This window comes from Burkholderia semiarida (assembly GCF_029268935.1).
Lineage (GTDB): Bacteria > Pseudomonadota > Gammaproteobacteria > Burkholderiales > Burkholderiaceae > Burkholderia > Burkholderia semiarida.
This window is the reverse complement of the sequence record NZ_JAHLCL010000002.1, coordinates 23909-38721: the sequence shown is the minus strand read 5'-3', so window position 1 is coordinate 38721 and position 14813 is coordinate 23909. Positions and strand designations below refer to the sequence as shown.

The following is a 14813-nucleotide window of genomic DNA, read 5'->3' as shown; positions in this document are numbered from 1 at the left end:
TCAATGCGAAAAGTCATGCTGTACTGGATGATGTTGCTGCTCGCGCCGCTTGCATCGGGCATCGCGAACGTTGCCCATGCGGGGCCCGCGAGCGAAGCGTCGGCGCCGGCAGCGGCCGCGCCCGCGGCGGCACGCGCCGACCGGCTGCCCGCCTATCAGCCGCGCTTCGGGCGCACGCGCCCGATCGTCGCCGTCGTCGGCGAAAACTACTATACCGAGCTGACCGACTACGTCGTTCCCTATGGCATCGTGGCCGAATCGGGCGCGGCGGATCTCGTCGCGCTCGCGACGAAGCCGGGCCCGATCCGGATGTTCCCGGCGCCGATGAACGTCATTCCGGACGAAACCACCGCGCAGTTCGACGAGCGCGTGCCGCAAGGGGCCGACTACGTGATCGTGCCGGCCGTGCATCGCGACAGCGATCCGGCGCTGCTTGCATGGGTGGCCGGGCAGGCGAAGAAGGGCGCGACGATCATCGGCGTGTGCGACGGCGTCTGGGTCGTTGCACGCGCGGGGCTGCTGGAAGGCCGCCGCGCAACGGGGCATTGGTACTCGATGAACGATCTGCGCAAGAAGTTCGCCGATACGCGCTGGGTCGACGGCAAGCGTTACGTTGCCGACGGCAAGGTCGTCACGACGACCGGCGTCACCGCGACGATTCCGGTATCGCTGGCGCTCGTCGAGGCGCTCGCCGGGCACGAACGCGCGCTGCAGGTCGCCGAGCGGCTCGGACGCCCTGCATGGTCGTCCGAGATCGCGACCGACCGCTTCAGTCTCGGATTGCCGGCGATGGCGACGATCGCAACCAACTATGTGTCGTTCTGGTCGCACGAGGATTTCGGTATCCCGATCGCGCCGGGCGTCGACGAAATTGCGCTCGTGCTCGAGGCCGACGCCTATTCGACGACGTTCCGCTCGACCGCCTACACGGTGGCCGCGAGCCGCGAACCCGTGCGCACCCGGCGCGGGCTGACGATCGTTCCCGATCGTGTGGCCGGCGTCGACGCGCCGACGCGGATGCTGTCCGCACCGGTCACGCGCTATCCGTTGCATGCGCTCGATGCATCGCTGAATGCGATCGCGTCCGAATTCGGCAAGCGCACGGCCGCCTGGGTCGCGCTACAGATGCAGTATCCGGGCTACTGAGCTGCGCATCGCAGCGTCCCCGTACGTCCTCTAGCCAGTCGGTTCTCCGCCCGTTCCGGGCGGGGGCCGCACTCGTCCCCGTCATTCCGTATTTGCCCCGGAGATTCCGATGCAGACGCATTCGATGGCGCGCCTGGGCGCCGCCGCGATCCTCGCACTCGCCTGCTGTACCGCGCACGCCGCGCCCGATCCGCAGCGCATCCTCGCCGCGAGCGATGCCGTTCGCAACCCGAGCGAACCGTTCACGCTGAATGTCACGCTGACCCAATACACCGATGGCAAGCAAACCGATTCGAACGCACTGACCGCCTATTCGCGGATCAACCCGGCGAGCGGCCAGTTTCGCAGCCTGATTCGATTCGCGGCACCGGCGCGCGATGCGAACAAGCTGATGCTCAAGAGCGGCAACGATCTGTGGTTTTTCGATCCGGCGAGCAAGGCGACGATCCGCATTTCGCCGCAGCAACGGTTGCTCGGGCAGGCGTCGAACGGCGACGTGGTCACCGTCAATTTCGCGCAGGGATATCGTGCGCAGGTCGAGGCGGAGGAGGATGTGCAGGACGGCGAGCGCCAGATGCGCCGCGCGTACCGGTTGAAGCTCGTCCAGAGCGTATCCGACATGACCTATCACTCGATCGAGATGTGGATCGATACGACGGATTCGCGCCCCGTGAAGGCACGTTTCTTCAGCGAAAGCGGCAAGCTTCTCAAGACGGCCTTCTATCGACGCTTTCAACAGCAGCTCGGCGCGTTGCGGCCGACCGAGATCGTGATCATCGACGGGCTCAATCCGAATCTCGTGACCGTGATGCGATACGCGGACTACGTGGCGCGGGAGATTCCGGATGCCTGGTTCCAGTCCGATTTCATGGCGCGTTTCCAGCCGGAATGATGACGCGAATCGGCATCGCCTGTATCGCGTTGGCCGGCATGGCGGGCGTATGCCATGCAAACGATGCGGAAGAGGCCGGACTCGCGCTTGCCGACGCGACGCCGGTGCAGAAGGTCGACGACGGCAAGTACCAGTTCAGTCTCGAACCCGGCTTGCGTTTCGCCACCCTGCGGCCGGGCGGCACGCGCACGGCCACGCGCCTGTCGCTCGACCTGAGTGCGCGCCATGCATTCTCGAACGGCTGGGGCGTCAGTTTCGCCGATCGACTCGACCTGAACGGTCCGTGGCGCTTCGACGGCGACTCGGGCGCGATCAATACGCTGAAGGAACTGTATGTGGACGGCCGCGTGGGCGGCGGCAGCACGCTGCTGCAGGCCGGCCGCGTCAATGTGCGGCTCGGTGTCGCCACCGGCTACAACCCCACCGACTTTTTCCGCGACAACGCGGTCCGTTCGGTGACGTCGGTGGATCCCGCGAGCCTGCGCGAGAACCGGCTCGGTACGGTGATGCTGCGCGGCCAGCAATTGTGGGCCGACGGTTCCGTCAGCGCGCTCGTCGCACCGCGGATCGCGGATCGCGCAACCGACGCGTCGTTCTCGCCGGACTTCGGCGCGACGAATCAGCGCACGCGCTGGATGCTCCAGTTCAGCCAGCGCGTCATCTCGGATCTGTCGCCGCAGATCGTGATCTACGACGACGGAAAGCCCGGCAGTTCGCCGCAGTTCGGCGTCAATCTGGTTCATCTCGTCAACAACGCGTGCGTCGGGTACGTGGAGTGGTCGGGCGGGCGAGGGCCGTCGACGCTTGCACGCGCGCTCGGGCAGCCGTACAGCGACGTCGCGTTCCGCTGGAAGCTCGCGACCGGCGCGACCTGCACGACGTCGCGCAATCTTTCCGTCACGCTTGAGTACGACCGGGACGGCGCCGCGCTCGATCGCGCGGGCTGGCAGGCGCTGCGCAATGGCGCGCCGGCCGGCTACGCCGCCTATCGAACGCTGGCGGCCGCCCAGCAGGACCCCACGACGCGCGACGGGCTCTTCGCGATGGTCAGGTGGCAGGATGCCTGGATCCAGCGTCTGGATCTGTCCGGTTTCGTCAGGTTGAACCTCGCCGATCGCAGCCGGCTCACCTGGCTCGAGGCGCGTTATCGCTTCGCCAGAACCGATGTCGCGCTGCAATGGCAGATCAATGCGGGCGCGTCGACGACCGAATACGGCGCGCTGCCGCAGTCGAATCTCTTTCAGTTGCTCGTCAAGCACTATTTGTAACGCGGGAACGGATGCCCGTACGTATCGCGTGACGGGCAGCACCGCCCGATTCGAGGAGAGGAAGCGCATGAAACGCTATGTGACGTCGGGCAACGATCTGCCGCAATGGCCGTCGCCGATCAGCCATGCCGTTGTCGCCAACGACACCTGCTATCTCAGCGGCCAGCTTTCGCTGGACGCCGACGGCCGCTACGTGCCGGGTACGCCGGCCGAAGAAGCGAGACGCGCGTTCGCGAACCTGTTCCGCGCGCTCGAAGCGGCGGGATTCAGCCCACGCGATCTCGTGTTCGTCGACATCGCATTCTCCGACATCGGCGCGCTCGCGGAAGTGAATGGCGTGTATGCCGATCTGTTTCCCGCGGATCGCCGGCCTGCGCGGACCGTCTATCAGGCGGCTGCGTTGCCGTTCGGCGGCCAGGTCAAGGTGATGGGCGTCGCCGTTCGCGACGCATCACGCTGACGGGCGGCGGCGCGGACGATCAGCGCTCGACGACAGGGCCGGAAAACGCACCGAGCAGCGCGACGAGCTGCCGCTGCTCGTCGTCCGACAATGCGATCCGCTTCAGTTCGCTATGCCCGATCGCGGCCGCGGGTGCGTCCGCGTAGTGGCGCATCACGGCGTCCAGCGACGCGAATTGACCCGTGTGCATGTACGGCGGCCGTAGTGCGACGTTGCGCAGGCTCGGCGTCTTGAATGCGCCGAGCATCTGCTGGTCGTCGGTCGAGATGAATTGCAGCTCCTCGCACTGCTCGGGCTTCGCGTCGCTGAACGGCCCCATGCAGTTGAATTCGTCGTGCAGCACCTTGTCGACCGCCGCCGCGCGACCGGTGTCGGCAGCCGTCCCGCTGCGCGGCGGTACGCCGATGTTGTGAAACTGACGGTCGCTCAGCATGGGCCCGGTGTGGCAGGTCATGCATTGGCCCTTGCTCACGAACAGGTGGAGGCCTGCCTTTTCGGTCGGGGTCAGCGCGGCCAGCTTGACCGGATCGCCGGTCCGGACGCCGTCGACATAGGTATCGAAGCGTGAAGGCCCGTACTGTAGCGTCGCTTCGTACGCCGCGATCGCCTTGCCGAGATTCGCGAACACGCGCGACACGTCGGTGCGGGTGCGTTCGTCGAGCCCCTGCCAGACAGCTTTCTCCGCGTCCGTACCGAGCGGGCCGCCGTCGCGCGGCAGCGCGCTCAGGTCGGGCAGCGGTCCGAACAGAGGCTCGTAGGCGTCGCGGTAGTGCTCGGCCAGCACATGGGCGGCGCGCAGCCGGGTGCCGCCGTGCTCGTTGTGATCCTCGATCGGCCCGATCGCCTGCGACCACAAGCTGTCCTTGCGGCCGTCCCAGAACAGCCACGGTGCATCGGTCGCGCCGACGACAGGCATCGTGCGGCGCACGCCGACGCCCACGCCGATCGCCAGCGGCCGCCCGTCTTCGAACTGGCGATCGGGGGCGTGGCAGCTCGCACAGGCGATCGCGCCGTTTCGGCTGAACCGGGGGTCGGAGAACAGACGCTTGCCCAGCTGCGCTGCCTGTGCGGACGTGGCCACGCGATTCGACGGGTCAACCTTGACGCCGGCGTTCGCGGGCAGGCGCATCGATTCGAGCTGCGCCCGTTCATCGGCGCGCCAGTGGTCAAGCGTGTCGGCGGTTTCCGCCATCGCGTCGGCCCGATGCCCGGGCCACGCGGTCCAGACGAGCAGGGCGCCGATCATCGAGGCAGCCGCGAGCCCGTAGTGCGTGCGGGACGGCCGTCGCACGCGACGGCCGGAATCACGCCATCGCATCGATCGTGCGCGATGCCGGCAGCAGTGCGCGCGCATTGCCCGACATCAGCCACTTGCGTTGTACCGGCGCGACTGCCGCGAGCGGGCCGTCGGGCGCGAGGAACTGCTCCATGACCTTGCGATGGCCGCCCGAGTTGCGAAAGACCGGCCAGTCGGTGCCGAACAGAATCTTGTGATTGATGTTCATGCGGAACAGCTCGGCGAGCGCGACCGACCACCCCTGCGGATGCTGGGAGCCGAGAAACGCGCTGACGTCGAGATACACGTTGGGCCGATACGCGCACTGTCGCGCGCAGGCGTCGACGTGATGAACGGCGCCGTGCGCCAGGATGAAGTTCACGTCGGGGAAATCGAACGCCGCGCGGTCCAGCAGATCGGGGTGCGAGTACGCGAACTCGAGCGCCGGGCTGGTCGGACCCACGTGCAGAAGAACCGGCAAGCGATGGGCGCGACAGATTTCGTACAGCGGGTAAAGGCGCTTGTCGCTGGGGCTGTAGCCGCAGGGCGGGTACAGTTTCAATCCGGAGAAGCCGTACTCGGTCACGCCTTTCTCGAACAACGCGACACCGTCCGCTCCCCAGCGCGGATCCATGCCGCCGAATACGTGAAAGCGCTCGCCGTGACGCTGCAGGATCGCATGATGCTCGGCATACATCTCGGCGATCGTGAGATCGCTTTTCATCACGTACGTGAAGTCGGGCAGCAACAGCACGGCCTGCCCGATGCCGGCCGACGTCATGTCGGCCACGAGTGCATCGCCGAAGTGGTCCTGACTTTGCGCGAGGTAGGTATCGAGCAGTTCCGATCGCGATTTCCGTATGCCGTTGGCGACGAGCCGCACATGAATGTTGGCGCAGAATCCCTCGAGGAACGCCGTGGGAATGAAGCGCGTCGATGCGATGTGGCAGTGCGAGTCGATGATCGGCCCGGTGTAGAGGGCGTCGCTCATGCCGATGCGCTGGCGGCGGTTCGGTTGGCGTCGCGGCCCATGAGCATGCCGAGCGCGCGTTCCTTGAGGTCCGCCACGCGCTGCATCATGAAGTGGCCGGCATGGACCTTCCCGTTCGCACGGGCGTAGTCCGGCAAGGTGCCCCACGTCTGAAAGCCGTAGTGTTCCCATACGCGATGAGCGGGCGTGCCGTCTCGCACGTCGAGCGTCACCAGTTCGACATTGTCCCGATCGCATTGCAACGCGATCTCGACGAACGCGGCAGGCAGCACGCCGCCGCCGCGACAGGCGTCGTGGATCATGCCTTTCGCGAGATCGGTGATATGGCGGTTGTTGGGATTCACGTTGCGGCGCAGCGTGCACAGGCCGATCAGTTGCCCGGTGTTCGCGAAGATCGTCAGCAGGCGAACCTTCTCCGCGGCGAGATTCGAGCGCAGTTCGTCGAGATAGTGGTCCGCTTCCGCGTCCGTGATGGTCTCGGCGAAGCCGATGATCGGCGCGCTTTCGCTCGTGCGCCGCATCAGTTCGACGATCTGCGCGCCGAGCGCATCGTCGACGCCGTTGGTCCAGCGATACGTGACGTGTGTGATGTTGGCCTTCGGCAACGCGATCGGATACCGTGCGCCGTCGGCAAGCAAGGTGCGGATGGAGTCGTTCATGGGTGTCCCTGGGTCACGTGGTTTCGAGGGCCACTGCGCTTTCGGCGCGTGGCGGTGTCGCGGAGGTGCACAGGTCGTCGAGCACGGCCTGGAGGCCGTGATCGATCAGCCACTGATCGTCGTAGATCGTGTCGAGATACTTGGTACCGCTGTCGGGGAACACGAGCACGATGTTGGCCGGGCCTTGCAGGGTGGCGACGTAGCGGCGTGCGGCCTGCGCGATCGCGCCGGACGAGCCGCCGAGCAGCAGGCCTTCGTCGAGCGCGAGGCGGCGGCAGCCGATGAACGCATCGCGATCGACGATCCGCATCGTGTCGTCGACGAGGTGGATCAGGATGTTTCCGGGCTGAAAACTGAGCCCCGCGCCGTTCTGCAGATGCGGCCGGTACGTGCCGCCGAACACGACCGAGCCGTCGGGCTCGACGCCGATCACGCGGGTTGCGGGATCGCGCTCCTTCACGTAGCGGGCGATTCCGCTCAGATGGCTGCCGGTGCTGGCGGACACGATCACGGCGTCGAGCCGGTCGGCGAGCTGCGAGACGATTTCGGGCCCGGTCGAGTAATAGTGAGCGTCGATCGCGGCCGGATTGTTGTATTGATCGAGGTTCACGCAGTTCGGCACGCTCGCGGCGATCGCTTTCGCGACCGCAATGCGCTTGCGCTGATAGCTGCCCGTTTCGTCGGGGTGTTCGACCATCTCGACCTCGCCGCCGAATGCCCGCACGAGATTGGCATTCGTCTTCGGTGTCTTCGGGTCGAGCACGCAAATGAAGCGATAGCCGCGCGTGGCGCACAGCATCGCCAGCGCGTGTCCCATGTTGCCGGACGTCGATTCGACGATCGACCAGCCCGGCTTGAGACCGTGGTCGCGCTCGGCCTGGCGCAGCAACTGAAGCGCGCTCCGGTCCTTGACGCTGTTGCCGGGGTTGTAGCACTCGAGCTTTCCGTACACGCGGATTTTCCTGTGCTCGTTCGACAGGCTTTTCAGATACAGCAGCGGCGTATCGCCGATCAGTTCGACAAGGCTGTTTGCGTACATTCGAAATCTCCGACCAGCGGGTTGGCATTGGCTTGCGCGTCGTTCGCGAGCGGCACGACGCGATCGGCCGCGTGGGATCCGGCTTGCTGCCACAGTGCGACTTTAATGATCGATGCCCCGGGCCTGTAACTGTCCGAACGGGCATCGGAAGGCTCGTGCGTCACAGTTCGCCCGACTCCATTTCCATCTCCATTTCGACACGGTCGGCCGCCGGGACGATTCGCAGTCTCGGATGCGGCAGTGAGTCGGCTGTCACGGCCGGAGCGTCGACGAAAGTGCCGACGAGCCTTGCCAGGAGCGCCGCATTCTGATGAACCATGTGATGACTGCCGCCTTGAAGCTCGACCTGGATCGGACGAAGCTGTGCCGACGTAATGGCTCGCGCGCGGATCGCGCACGTCATTTCGTCGTATTCCCCGGTCACGAGCAGCGCAGGGATGCCGGCGATCGACGCGTCGCGTTCGGCCTCGATGCGGTGCGCGCGGAAATTCAGCAATTGCCCGCTGTACTCGATCATGTTCGCCGCCGACACGAACGGCGCGTGCAGCCAGTGACGGGTCGCGGAATCGGGTAGCGCGAACATCGACGCATGGCCGCCTTCGAGCGCGTCGTTTCGCGCCCGCTTGTCCAGAAGCCCCGTCATCGATCTGGCCATGCTGTCCGCGGCCTTCGGCATGCGCGCGACGAGGGAGCACATCGTGTTGAGATTGTTTTCGTAGGCGCTGTCCGCGCCGTCGTAGTCCTGTGCGCCGGCAAACGACGGGGCGATCAGGCTCATCGACGCGATGCGGCCGGGCAGGGCGCGGGCGAGCGCCAGCGCATATCGGGCGCCCCCGCACCAGCTCGCGACATGAATCGCGTCGATTCCCTCGACGTCGAGCAGTTCAGTCACGCTTCGCGCATAGCGCTCAGGCGCATCGGGGCCCGAATAGTACGCGCGTGTCAGTCCTGCGTCGGCCGGCGCATCGCCCGTGTCGTCCGCCAGATAGAGCGAGAAATCCGGCGCCAATCCGGCCGCGAAGTCGTGCCACACGTCGTGCGGGATGCCGAATGCGTTGATCAGTAACATGGCGCGGGGGCCGCGCCCGGCACTCAGGTACGCGTGCCCGCTGCCGGTCGTGATCCGGCGCGCGGACGGCAGGTCGACAAATCGGGGCGCGTCGCGCCGTTCGTGCCGGGCGGCGTGAGCGGCGACGCGCGCGGCGACCCGGCCCTGCCAGTCGAAGCCGTCGCAGCGCAGCCGGTGAGACGGGATGCCGGGCGGCGGCACGTGCGCGCCGTCCGCGTACCCGAGCATCCGTTCGGCATGCTTCAGATTCGTTTCGAGCAGCGCGAGAACGGCGTCCGGTTCGGCCTCGGCAGCATCGGTTCGGGTCCGAATCGGCACCCGTCGCGCGACGGTTTCGGCGAGCTCGCGCCACGCAATGCGCCGCTCGCCATGCACGACGTGAAGACCGGGCGACGCTTCCGTCGCAAGCCACGCAAGTACGGCTTCGGCCGTCAGCAGGCAAGCCGCGCCGGCAGCGTCGGCAGGCAACGCCAGCGGCGCTTGCTCGAAGTACGTATCGATACGGCGGCGTACTTCGAACACGGTGTCGGCAACCGCGTCGGCGAGCGTGTCGACGGACGATAGCGATGACGCGTCCGCGTCGCCGAAGGCCGTCGTGCCATCGGCGAGCGCATCGCCGAGCACGACGATGCATGCGTTCGCGACGGATGCCGCCGCGACGTCCAGCGCGGCCGAAAGGGTTCGGGGCAACGACGCGAATTCGCGTGTGCGACGAAGGTCGGGATCGTCGATCCCGATGGCGAGCCGCCCGGAACCGGATGCGTTCAATGCCTCGCGCAGTTTCGCGAGGCGTGCGTACGTGCCGGGTTCCGTCGTCGCATTGCCGTCGGCCGCCGCGCGCAGCGCGTCGAGGTCGCCGGCATCCAGCAGGCAGACGCGGTCGTAGCCGCCGGCCGACGGCATCATGCGTGCATCGAGCGGATGATCGTTCATCGTCATCTCGTTACGCTTTCACGGACAACAGCATTTCCACCAGATCGACCGCGTCGCCGATGGTTTCGAGGTTCGCGACCTGTTCCGTATGCGATGCAAAGCTGACGCCGAGCCGATCCTCGGTCAGCGCCATTAGCGACAGCAGCGAAATCGAATCGAGCATCAGATCCGATGTGAGCGACGTTTCCCGCGTCAGCATGTCCGGCGCGATATCGAGCGCGGCAATCTGCGGAATCAGTTCGGTAAGCGTAGCGAACACGGTCGCGTGATCGTCCATCGGATTCTCCAAGTGCCGTAGGGGTTCCGCTTTATAGCGTCATGCCATCGCACTGCCTACCTGCACTGACGTACAGGGTTGGCGTACACGCGAGACACTCGCCCGAACGGACAGGTTTCAGCCTTGAAAGCCGCCATTACATTGCCGGTTACCTCACCGACAGGGAACGATCATGACCCTCACTAACGAAGCCGTGCTGATGGACAAAGCGACGTTTTCCCGCGCGCTGCGCGACACGCTGGACGAGCAGCTCACGCTCGATCACCCGATCTTCGCGGAGTTGTTTACGCCTCAGAAAAACTGGCGGTTGCTGAAGATCATCACGCTCGAGGGTTACCAGATCACCCGGTACTTTCTCGAGTACATCGAGAATCTGTACTTCCGCTGCCCGTTTCCCGACCACAAGCGCCGGCTGCTGTACAACCTGTTCGAAGAGGAAACCGGGCGCTTCTCGAAAACGAAGAACCATGTCGAGCTCATGGAAGACTTCATTCGCGCGCAAAACATCAGCGACGAGGAGCGCGATGCATGGACGCCGTCCGCGGCCACGCGTGAATTGATCGACTATCGCCTCGAGAACTGCAAGGGCGAGGGCACCTACCATATCGGCGCCGCCGCGGTGATGATCGCGAGCGAAGGGCAGAGCCTGGAAACCCGCGCGGGCGACGCGCGCCACTCCATTCTGGCGAAGTGCTACGGGCTCACCGAGGAGGACACGCGGTTTTTCTCGGTTCACCAGAAAGAGGACGTCGCGCACGTCGCCGAGGGCATCTCGCTCGTGACCGACCTGTGCACGACCGCGCAGATGCAACAGGAAGCGCTGTTCGCGGTGCGCCACACGTGCAAGCTGTTCTGGAACATGTACGAGAGCGCCGCGCAAAAGTACTACGCGTCCGCGGAGGGCGTCGCGCACGCTTGACGGGAAAACGCCGATGATGACCTTCGATGATCTCGTCGCGCGTTTGCGCGGCAGCAGTCATACCCTGACCTTCGTCGACGACAAGGGCGCCGAAACCGTCCGGACCTTTCACGACTTGTTCGAGGACGTGCTCGCCACGGTCGAGCGCGGCAAGGCGATCGGCCTCGTACCGGGCGCGCGCGTCGGCATCGCGGCGCCGAACGGCTATCCGTGGATGGTGTGGGATCTCGCGTGCATCGAGCTCGGCTGCGTGTCGGTCGCTTTCCCGAACGACGGCCTGCCCGACACGTGCGGCGCGTTGATCGAGCGCTACCGGCTGAGCGCGCTGGCCGTCGACGCTCGATGGCTCGATGCCGCCGAGACGATCGGCGGGCGGATCGTGGACATCGATCCGGCCGGCCGCGGCGATTCGCACACGCGTATCGAGCCGGTGCGCGTCGAGCATGCGCCCGATACCCATTCGCTCGTGTTCAGTTCGGGCACGACGGGCCGGACCAAGGGGCTCGTGATGAGCCGCGGCGGCACCGCGCACCTGCTCGGTCTGTATGGCGACGCATTCGGCGTCGCGCCCGGCGAGCGATTCCTGACGTTCCTGCCGTTCGCGAACTATCAGCAACGGATGACGTACTACTTCTGCCTGTATCACGGGATCGATCTCGTGTCGGTGCCGTTCCACGGGCTCTTTCCGGGGCTCAAGCGGCACCGGCCGACGTTCGTGATCGCGCCGCCGGTGCTGTACGAGACGCTGCATACGCTGGCGCGCGCGGCTGCCGGGCCCGGCAGCGACGCATCGACGCTCGCCGAGCGGCTGAGCGCGCTGACCGGCGGCAACATCCGCTACATGGTCACCGGGATGGCGCCGATCAAGCGCGCGGCGCTCGATTTCTTCTGGGATTGCGGGATCGAGCTGTACGAGGCATTCGGGATCACCGAAGCCGGCATGGTCGCGTGGAACAAGCCGGGACACGTGCGCGTCGGTACGGTCGGCCAGCCGGCCGAGCCCGGCAGCGTCTCGTTGCTGGAAGACGGCGAAGTCGTCGTCACGCGAAACGCCCTGCTGTCGCTCGGCTACTTCGATGCGCCGGAAGAGGATAGTCGCGCGACCTTTATCGCACCGAATGCGGTCGCGACCGGCGACATCGCCGAGTTCGACGGCGACGGTTTTTTGCGCGTCGTCGGCCGCAAGAAGGACGCGATCATCACGAGCAACGGCGAGAAATTCCATCCCGAGCCGATCGAGGCGCTGCTGTATCGCGATCCGCGTGTCGACGTAGCTGTCGTGATGGCGGGCCCGCAGGCGGGGCTCAGTGTCGTCATCGCGACGCGCCGGCCGGACGATCCCGAAGTCACCGACGCGCTGCGCGAGCTCGTCCGCGCGGTCAACGGCACGCTGCCGGCACAACGGCAACTGGTGAAGGTGATTTTCACCGACCGCGCATTCGACGTCGAAAGCGGATTGCGCACGCGCAACCTCAAGCTCAATCGCCGCGCGATCGCGGACGCATTCCTGCGAGACGCGTGAGATCACACCCGTGCGCGGGCTGCCGCGGTCGCGCGGCGGCTCGTACGGACCTCATTCTGGACACACCATGACGACGCATCCGAATCCGAACGTGTTTCAGATGGAAGTCGAACCGACCTCCATCATCGAGACCCTCGCCCATCACACCGAGCGGGGCCCCGATCGTGTCGCGCTGACCATCCTGCGCGACGGCGAAGCGATCGAAAGCGAAAGCACGTTCGGCGATCTGCATGCCGGCATGATGCGGGTTGCGCGCGGACTCGCGCAACTGACCGAGCCCGGCGCGCGCGTGCTGCTGCTGTTGCCGACGAGCGCCGAGTTCGTCTGCACCTTCTATGGATGTCTGGCATCGGGGCGCGTCGCCGTGCCGGCCTATCATCCGCAACAGGTACGCAAGGTCGCGCAATGGGCCAAGCTGCACGCGATTGCCGACAATTGCGGCGCGACGCTGATCGTCGCGCCGGCGACGTCGATCGCTACGCTCGAGACCCTGCGCGCGACGCAGCAGCTTTTCACCGGCTGTCAGCTCGTCACGTACGAGGCGCTCGTCGAGGCGGGCGCGCGGGATACGTCGGCGTTGCCGCGGCTGCCGGCGTCGGACGATATCGCTTTCCTCCAATACACGTCCGGATCGACGGGCACGCCGAAGGGCGTGATGATCACGCACGGCAACATCATCGACAATCAACGGTCGATCGCCACGCTGATGCAGCATGATCGCGACACGCGCATGCTGTCGTGGCTGCCGCTCTATCACGACATGGGACTGTCCATGCCGTTGCAGCTCGCGTCGATCGGGCTGTCCGTCGTGCTGATGTCGCCCGTGGCGTTCGTCCAGCAGCCGGGCCGATGGTTGCGCGCGATTTCCGCGCACCGTGCGACGACGTCCGGCGGGCCGAATTTCGCGTATGCGTTGGCCGCCGCCGCGCTCAACGGAACCGACGACGGGGCGCGGCTCGATCTGTCCAGCTGGCGCGTCGCCTTCTGCGGCGCGGAGCCGATTCATCGCCAGACCGTCACCGATTTCATCGACGCCGCACGCCCGCACGGCTTCGCGCCCGGGTCGTTCTATCCGTGCTACGGGATGGCCGAGGCGACGCTGATCGTGTCGGGTGTGCCGTGTGGCGAAGGCGCCTACTATCTGGACGTCGATAACGTGAAGCTCGCCGCGGGCATCGTCGAACCGGTTCGGCCCGGCGACGCGAACGCGAAGAGTCTCGTGTCGTGCGGCGGCACGCCGCCCGGCACCGAAATCCGGATCGCGGGCACCGATGGCCGGCCGGTGGCCGACCCGAACGGTGTCGGCGAGATCTGGGTGCGCGGCGGCGCGATCGGCGTCGGCTACTACGGCAACCCTGAAGCGACGCGCTCGACGTTCGGCGCGCACTTCGACGACGAACCCGGCGCCGAACCCGACGCACGTCCGTTCCTGCGCACGGGCGACCTGGGCGCGATCGTCGACGGCCGCCTGTACGTGACCGGCCGCGTGAAGGACATGTTGATCGTTCGCGGGCGCAATCTGTATCCGCAGGATATCGAGGCGTGCGTGCAGGACGCCGTGCCGGCGTTGCGCCGCGGGTGTGGCGCCGCCGTATCGGTGCAGGCGGACGGGGAAGAGAAGCTCGTGATCATCCAGGAGGTCGGTCGCACCGCGCGCCGGACGATGGATCTCGACGCAACGCTGCGCGCGATGGTGGTCGCGATCGGCGAGGACTTCGGCGTCACGCCGCACGCGATCGTGCTGGTCGAGCCGGCGACCATCGAAAAGACCTCCAGCGGCAAGATCGCGCGCGCTGTGTCGCCGTGCGTATCTGCAAGGCGAGTTGCGCGCCGTCGCCAGCTGGACCGACGGCGCCTATGCGAAGGATGCCGGCGCTTCGCGGGACGGCGCGGTGGCGCCGACCGTTTCCCCGGCCTCGACCCTTTCCGGACCGATGCTGCTCGAGCGCGAGATCGCGGACCGTATCGTACGGATCGTCGCCGAGCGGCTCAGGATCGCCGAGACGCAGGTGTCGCGCACGGCCGCATGGGTCGAGATGGGATTCGATTCGATGAGCGCGCTCCAGTTTTCGTTGAAGGTGCAGCACGCGATCGGGCTGACGTTCGACGCGGCCGTGCTGTGGGACTGTTCGAACGTCGAGCAGCTTGCGGCGCACCTGGCGCGGATGCAGGGCGCGGCGGATGCGTTGCGATCGAGCGACGCCCCCGCGTCGGCCGCCCCGCACGCGGGTTCCGCGCCGGTCGACGGCGGCGCCGAGGCGCCGCACACCGCGGAGCAGCTTGCGGCGCTCTCCGACGAGCAGGCCGAAGCGCTGCTGCTCAAAGCGCTGCAGCGCTGAGCGCATCCCCCGGCAGTCCCGTT

13 protein-coding genes and 1 pseudogene are annotated in these 14813 nt (G+C 66.4%); 8 read left to right on the top strand and 6 right to left on the bottom strand.

Annotated elements, in window-relative coordinates; all coding sequences use genetic code 11:
* The first annotated feature begins 3 nt into the window (after positions 1–3).
* The 4 genes from KPB06_RS03615 to KPB06_RS03600 all read left to right on the top strand — a co-directional run bounded on the left by KPB06_RS03615 (position 4) and on the right by KPB06_RS03600 (position 3766).
* The gene (locus KPB06_RS03615) at positions 4–1146 is read left to right on the top strand and encodes a DJ-1/PfpI family protein (protein WP_059642214.1); all 1143 of its coding nucleotides are present in this window, start codon (positions 4–6) and stop codon (positions 1144–1146) included.
* Between the two features lie 109 nt (positions 1147–1255).
* Positions 1256–2038, top strand: a complete 783-nt coding sequence (locus KPB06_RS03610) for an outer membrane lipoprotein-sorting protein (RefSeq protein ID WP_059642217.1) — start codon at positions 1256–1258, stop codon at positions 2036–2038.
* The gene (locus KPB06_RS03605) at positions 2035–3306 is read left to right on the top strand and encodes a hypothetical protein (RefSeq protein WP_226094348.1); all 1272 of its coding nucleotides are present in this window, start codon (positions 2035–2037) and stop codon (positions 3304–3306) included. Before KPB06_RS03610 ends, KPB06_RS03605 begins: the two co-directional genes overlap by 4 nt.
* 67 nt (positions 3307–3373) lie before the next feature.
* The gene (locus KPB06_RS03600; RefSeq protein ID WP_059583847.1) at positions 3374–3766 is read left to right on the top strand and encodes a RidA family protein; all 393 of its coding nucleotides are present in this window, start codon (positions 3374–3376) and stop codon (positions 3764–3766) included.
* A gap of 19 nt (positions 3767–3785) precedes the next feature.
* Here KPB06_RS03600 and KPB06_RS03595 read toward each other — a convergent pair whose 3' ends face one another.
* From KPB06_RS03595 to KPB06_RS03570, 6 genes are all read right to left on the bottom strand, one after another.
* Complete coding sequence (locus KPB06_RS03595; RefSeq protein ID WP_275905443.1) at positions 3786–5012, bottom strand: cytochrome-c peroxidase; 1227 nt, start codon at positions 5010–5012, stop codon at positions 3786–3788.
* A 58-nt stretch (positions 5013–5070) separates the two neighbouring features.
* On the bottom strand, positions 5071–6033 hold the full coding sequence (locus tag KPB06_RS03590) for an amidohydrolase family protein (RefSeq protein ID WP_060010814.1): 963 nt from the start codon (positions 6031–6033) through the stop codon (positions 5071–5073).
* Positions 6030–6692: a GNAT family N-acetyltransferase gene (locus KPB06_RS03585; protein WP_060010812.1), complete on the bottom strand. Its 663-nt coding sequence runs from the start codon at positions 6690–6692 to the stop codon at positions 6030–6032. Before KPB06_RS03585 ends, KPB06_RS03590 begins: the two co-directional genes overlap by 4 nt.
* Before the next feature lie 13 nt (positions 6693–6705).
* A complete protein-coding gene (locus tag KPB06_RS03580; protein WP_059583841.1) occupies positions 6706–7731 on the bottom strand; it encodes a PLP-dependent cysteine synthase family protein in 1026 nt (341 codons plus the stop codon).
* A gap of 160 nt (positions 7732–7891) precedes the next feature.
* Positions 7892–9733 carry an alpha/beta hydrolase gene (locus KPB06_RS03575; RefSeq protein WP_146075239.1) on the bottom strand — a complete coding sequence of 614 codons (1842 nt, stop codon included), beginning with the start codon at positions 9731–9733 and terminating at the stop codon, positions 7892–7894.
* Between the two features lie 10 nt (positions 9734–9743).
* Entirely contained in the window at positions 9744–10010 is a 267-nt protein-coding gene (locus tag KPB06_RS03570; protein ID WP_060010806.1) for an acyl carrier protein, read from the bottom strand.
* Positions 10011–10182: 172 nt separating this feature from the next.
* Here KPB06_RS03570 and KPB06_RS03565 point away from each other — a divergent pair, with 172 nt between their 5' ends.
* The 4 genes and pseudogenes from KPB06_RS03565 (at position 10183) to KPB06_RS03550 (ending at position 14790) form a co-directional block, all read left to right on the top strand.
* On the top strand, positions 10183–10929 hold the full coding sequence (locus KPB06_RS03565; protein WP_059583837.1) for an iron-containing redox enzyme family protein: 747 nt from the start codon (positions 10183–10185) through the stop codon (positions 10927–10929).
* A gap of 13 nt (positions 10930–10942) precedes the next feature.
* A complete protein-coding gene (locus KPB06_RS03560; RefSeq protein WP_060010803.1) occupies positions 10943–12451 on the top strand; it encodes an AMP-binding protein in 1509 nt (502 codons plus the stop codon).
* A gap of 67 nt (positions 12452–12518) precedes the next feature.
* Positions 12519–13739 (top strand): annotated as a pseudogene (locus tag KPB06_RS03555) (AMP-binding protein); the annotation flags it as partial.
* A 646-nt stretch (positions 13740–14385) separates the two neighbouring features.
* The gene (locus KPB06_RS03550) at positions 14386–14790 is read left to right on the top strand and encodes an acyl carrier protein (RefSeq protein ID WP_275920414.1); all 405 of its coding nucleotides are present in this window, start codon (positions 14386–14388) and stop codon (positions 14788–14790) included.
* The last annotated feature ends 23 nt before the right edge of the window (positions 14791–14813 follow it).

Excerpts from the sequence above, each read along its gene's own strand:
- KPB06_RS03575 (WP_146075239.1), bottom strand. The coding sequence starts at position 9,733 with ATGAACGATCATCCGCTCGATGCACGCATGATGCCGTCGGCCGGCGGC.
- KPB06_RS03585 (WP_060010812.1), bottom strand. The coding sequence starts at position 6,692 with ATGAACGACTCCATCCGCACCTTGCTTGCCGACGGCGCACGGTATCCG.
- KPB06_RS03570 (WP_060010806.1), bottom strand. The coding sequence starts at position 10,010 with ATGGACGATCACGCGACCGTGTTCGCTACGCTTACCGAACTGATTCCG.
- KPB06_RS03580 (WP_059583841.1), bottom strand. The coding sequence starts at position 7,731 with ATGTACGCAAACAGCCTTGTCGAACTGATCGGCGATACGCCGCTGCTG.
- KPB06_RS03590 (WP_060010814.1), bottom strand. The coding sequence starts at position 6,033 with ATGAGCGACGCCCTCTACACCGGGCCGATCATCGACTCGCACTGCCAC.
- KPB06_RS03615 (WP_059642214.1), top strand. The coding sequence starts at position 4 with ATGCGAAAAGTCATGCTGTACTGGATGATGTTGCTGCTCGCGCCGCTT.
- KPB06_RS03605 (WP_226094348.1), top strand. The coding sequence starts at position 2,035 with ATGATGACGCGAATCGGCATCGCCTGTATCGCGTTGGCCGGCATGGCG.
- KPB06_RS03595 (WP_275905443.1), bottom strand. The coding sequence starts at position 5,012 with ATGATCGGCGCCCTGCTCGTCTGGACCGCGTGGCCCGGGCATCGGGCC.
- KPB06_RS03560 (WP_060010803.1), top strand. The coding sequence starts at position 10,943 with ATGATGACCTTCGATGATCTCGTCGCGCGTTTGCGCGGCAGCAGTCAT.
- KPB06_RS03600 (WP_059583847.1), top strand. The coding sequence starts at position 3,374 with ATGAAACGCTATGTGACGTCGGGCAACGATCTGCCGCAATGGCCGTCG.
- KPB06_RS03610 (WP_059642217.1), top strand. The coding sequence starts at position 1,256 with ATGCAGACGCATTCGATGGCGCGCCTGGGCGCCGCCGCGATCCTCGCA.
- KPB06_RS03565 (WP_059583837.1), top strand. The coding sequence starts at position 10,183 with ATGACCCTCACTAACGAAGCCGTGCTGATGGACAAAGCGACGTTTTCC.
- KPB06_RS03550 (WP_275920414.1), top strand. The coding sequence starts at position 14,386 with ATGCTGCTCGAGCGCGAGATCGCGGACCGTATCGTACGGATCGTCGCC.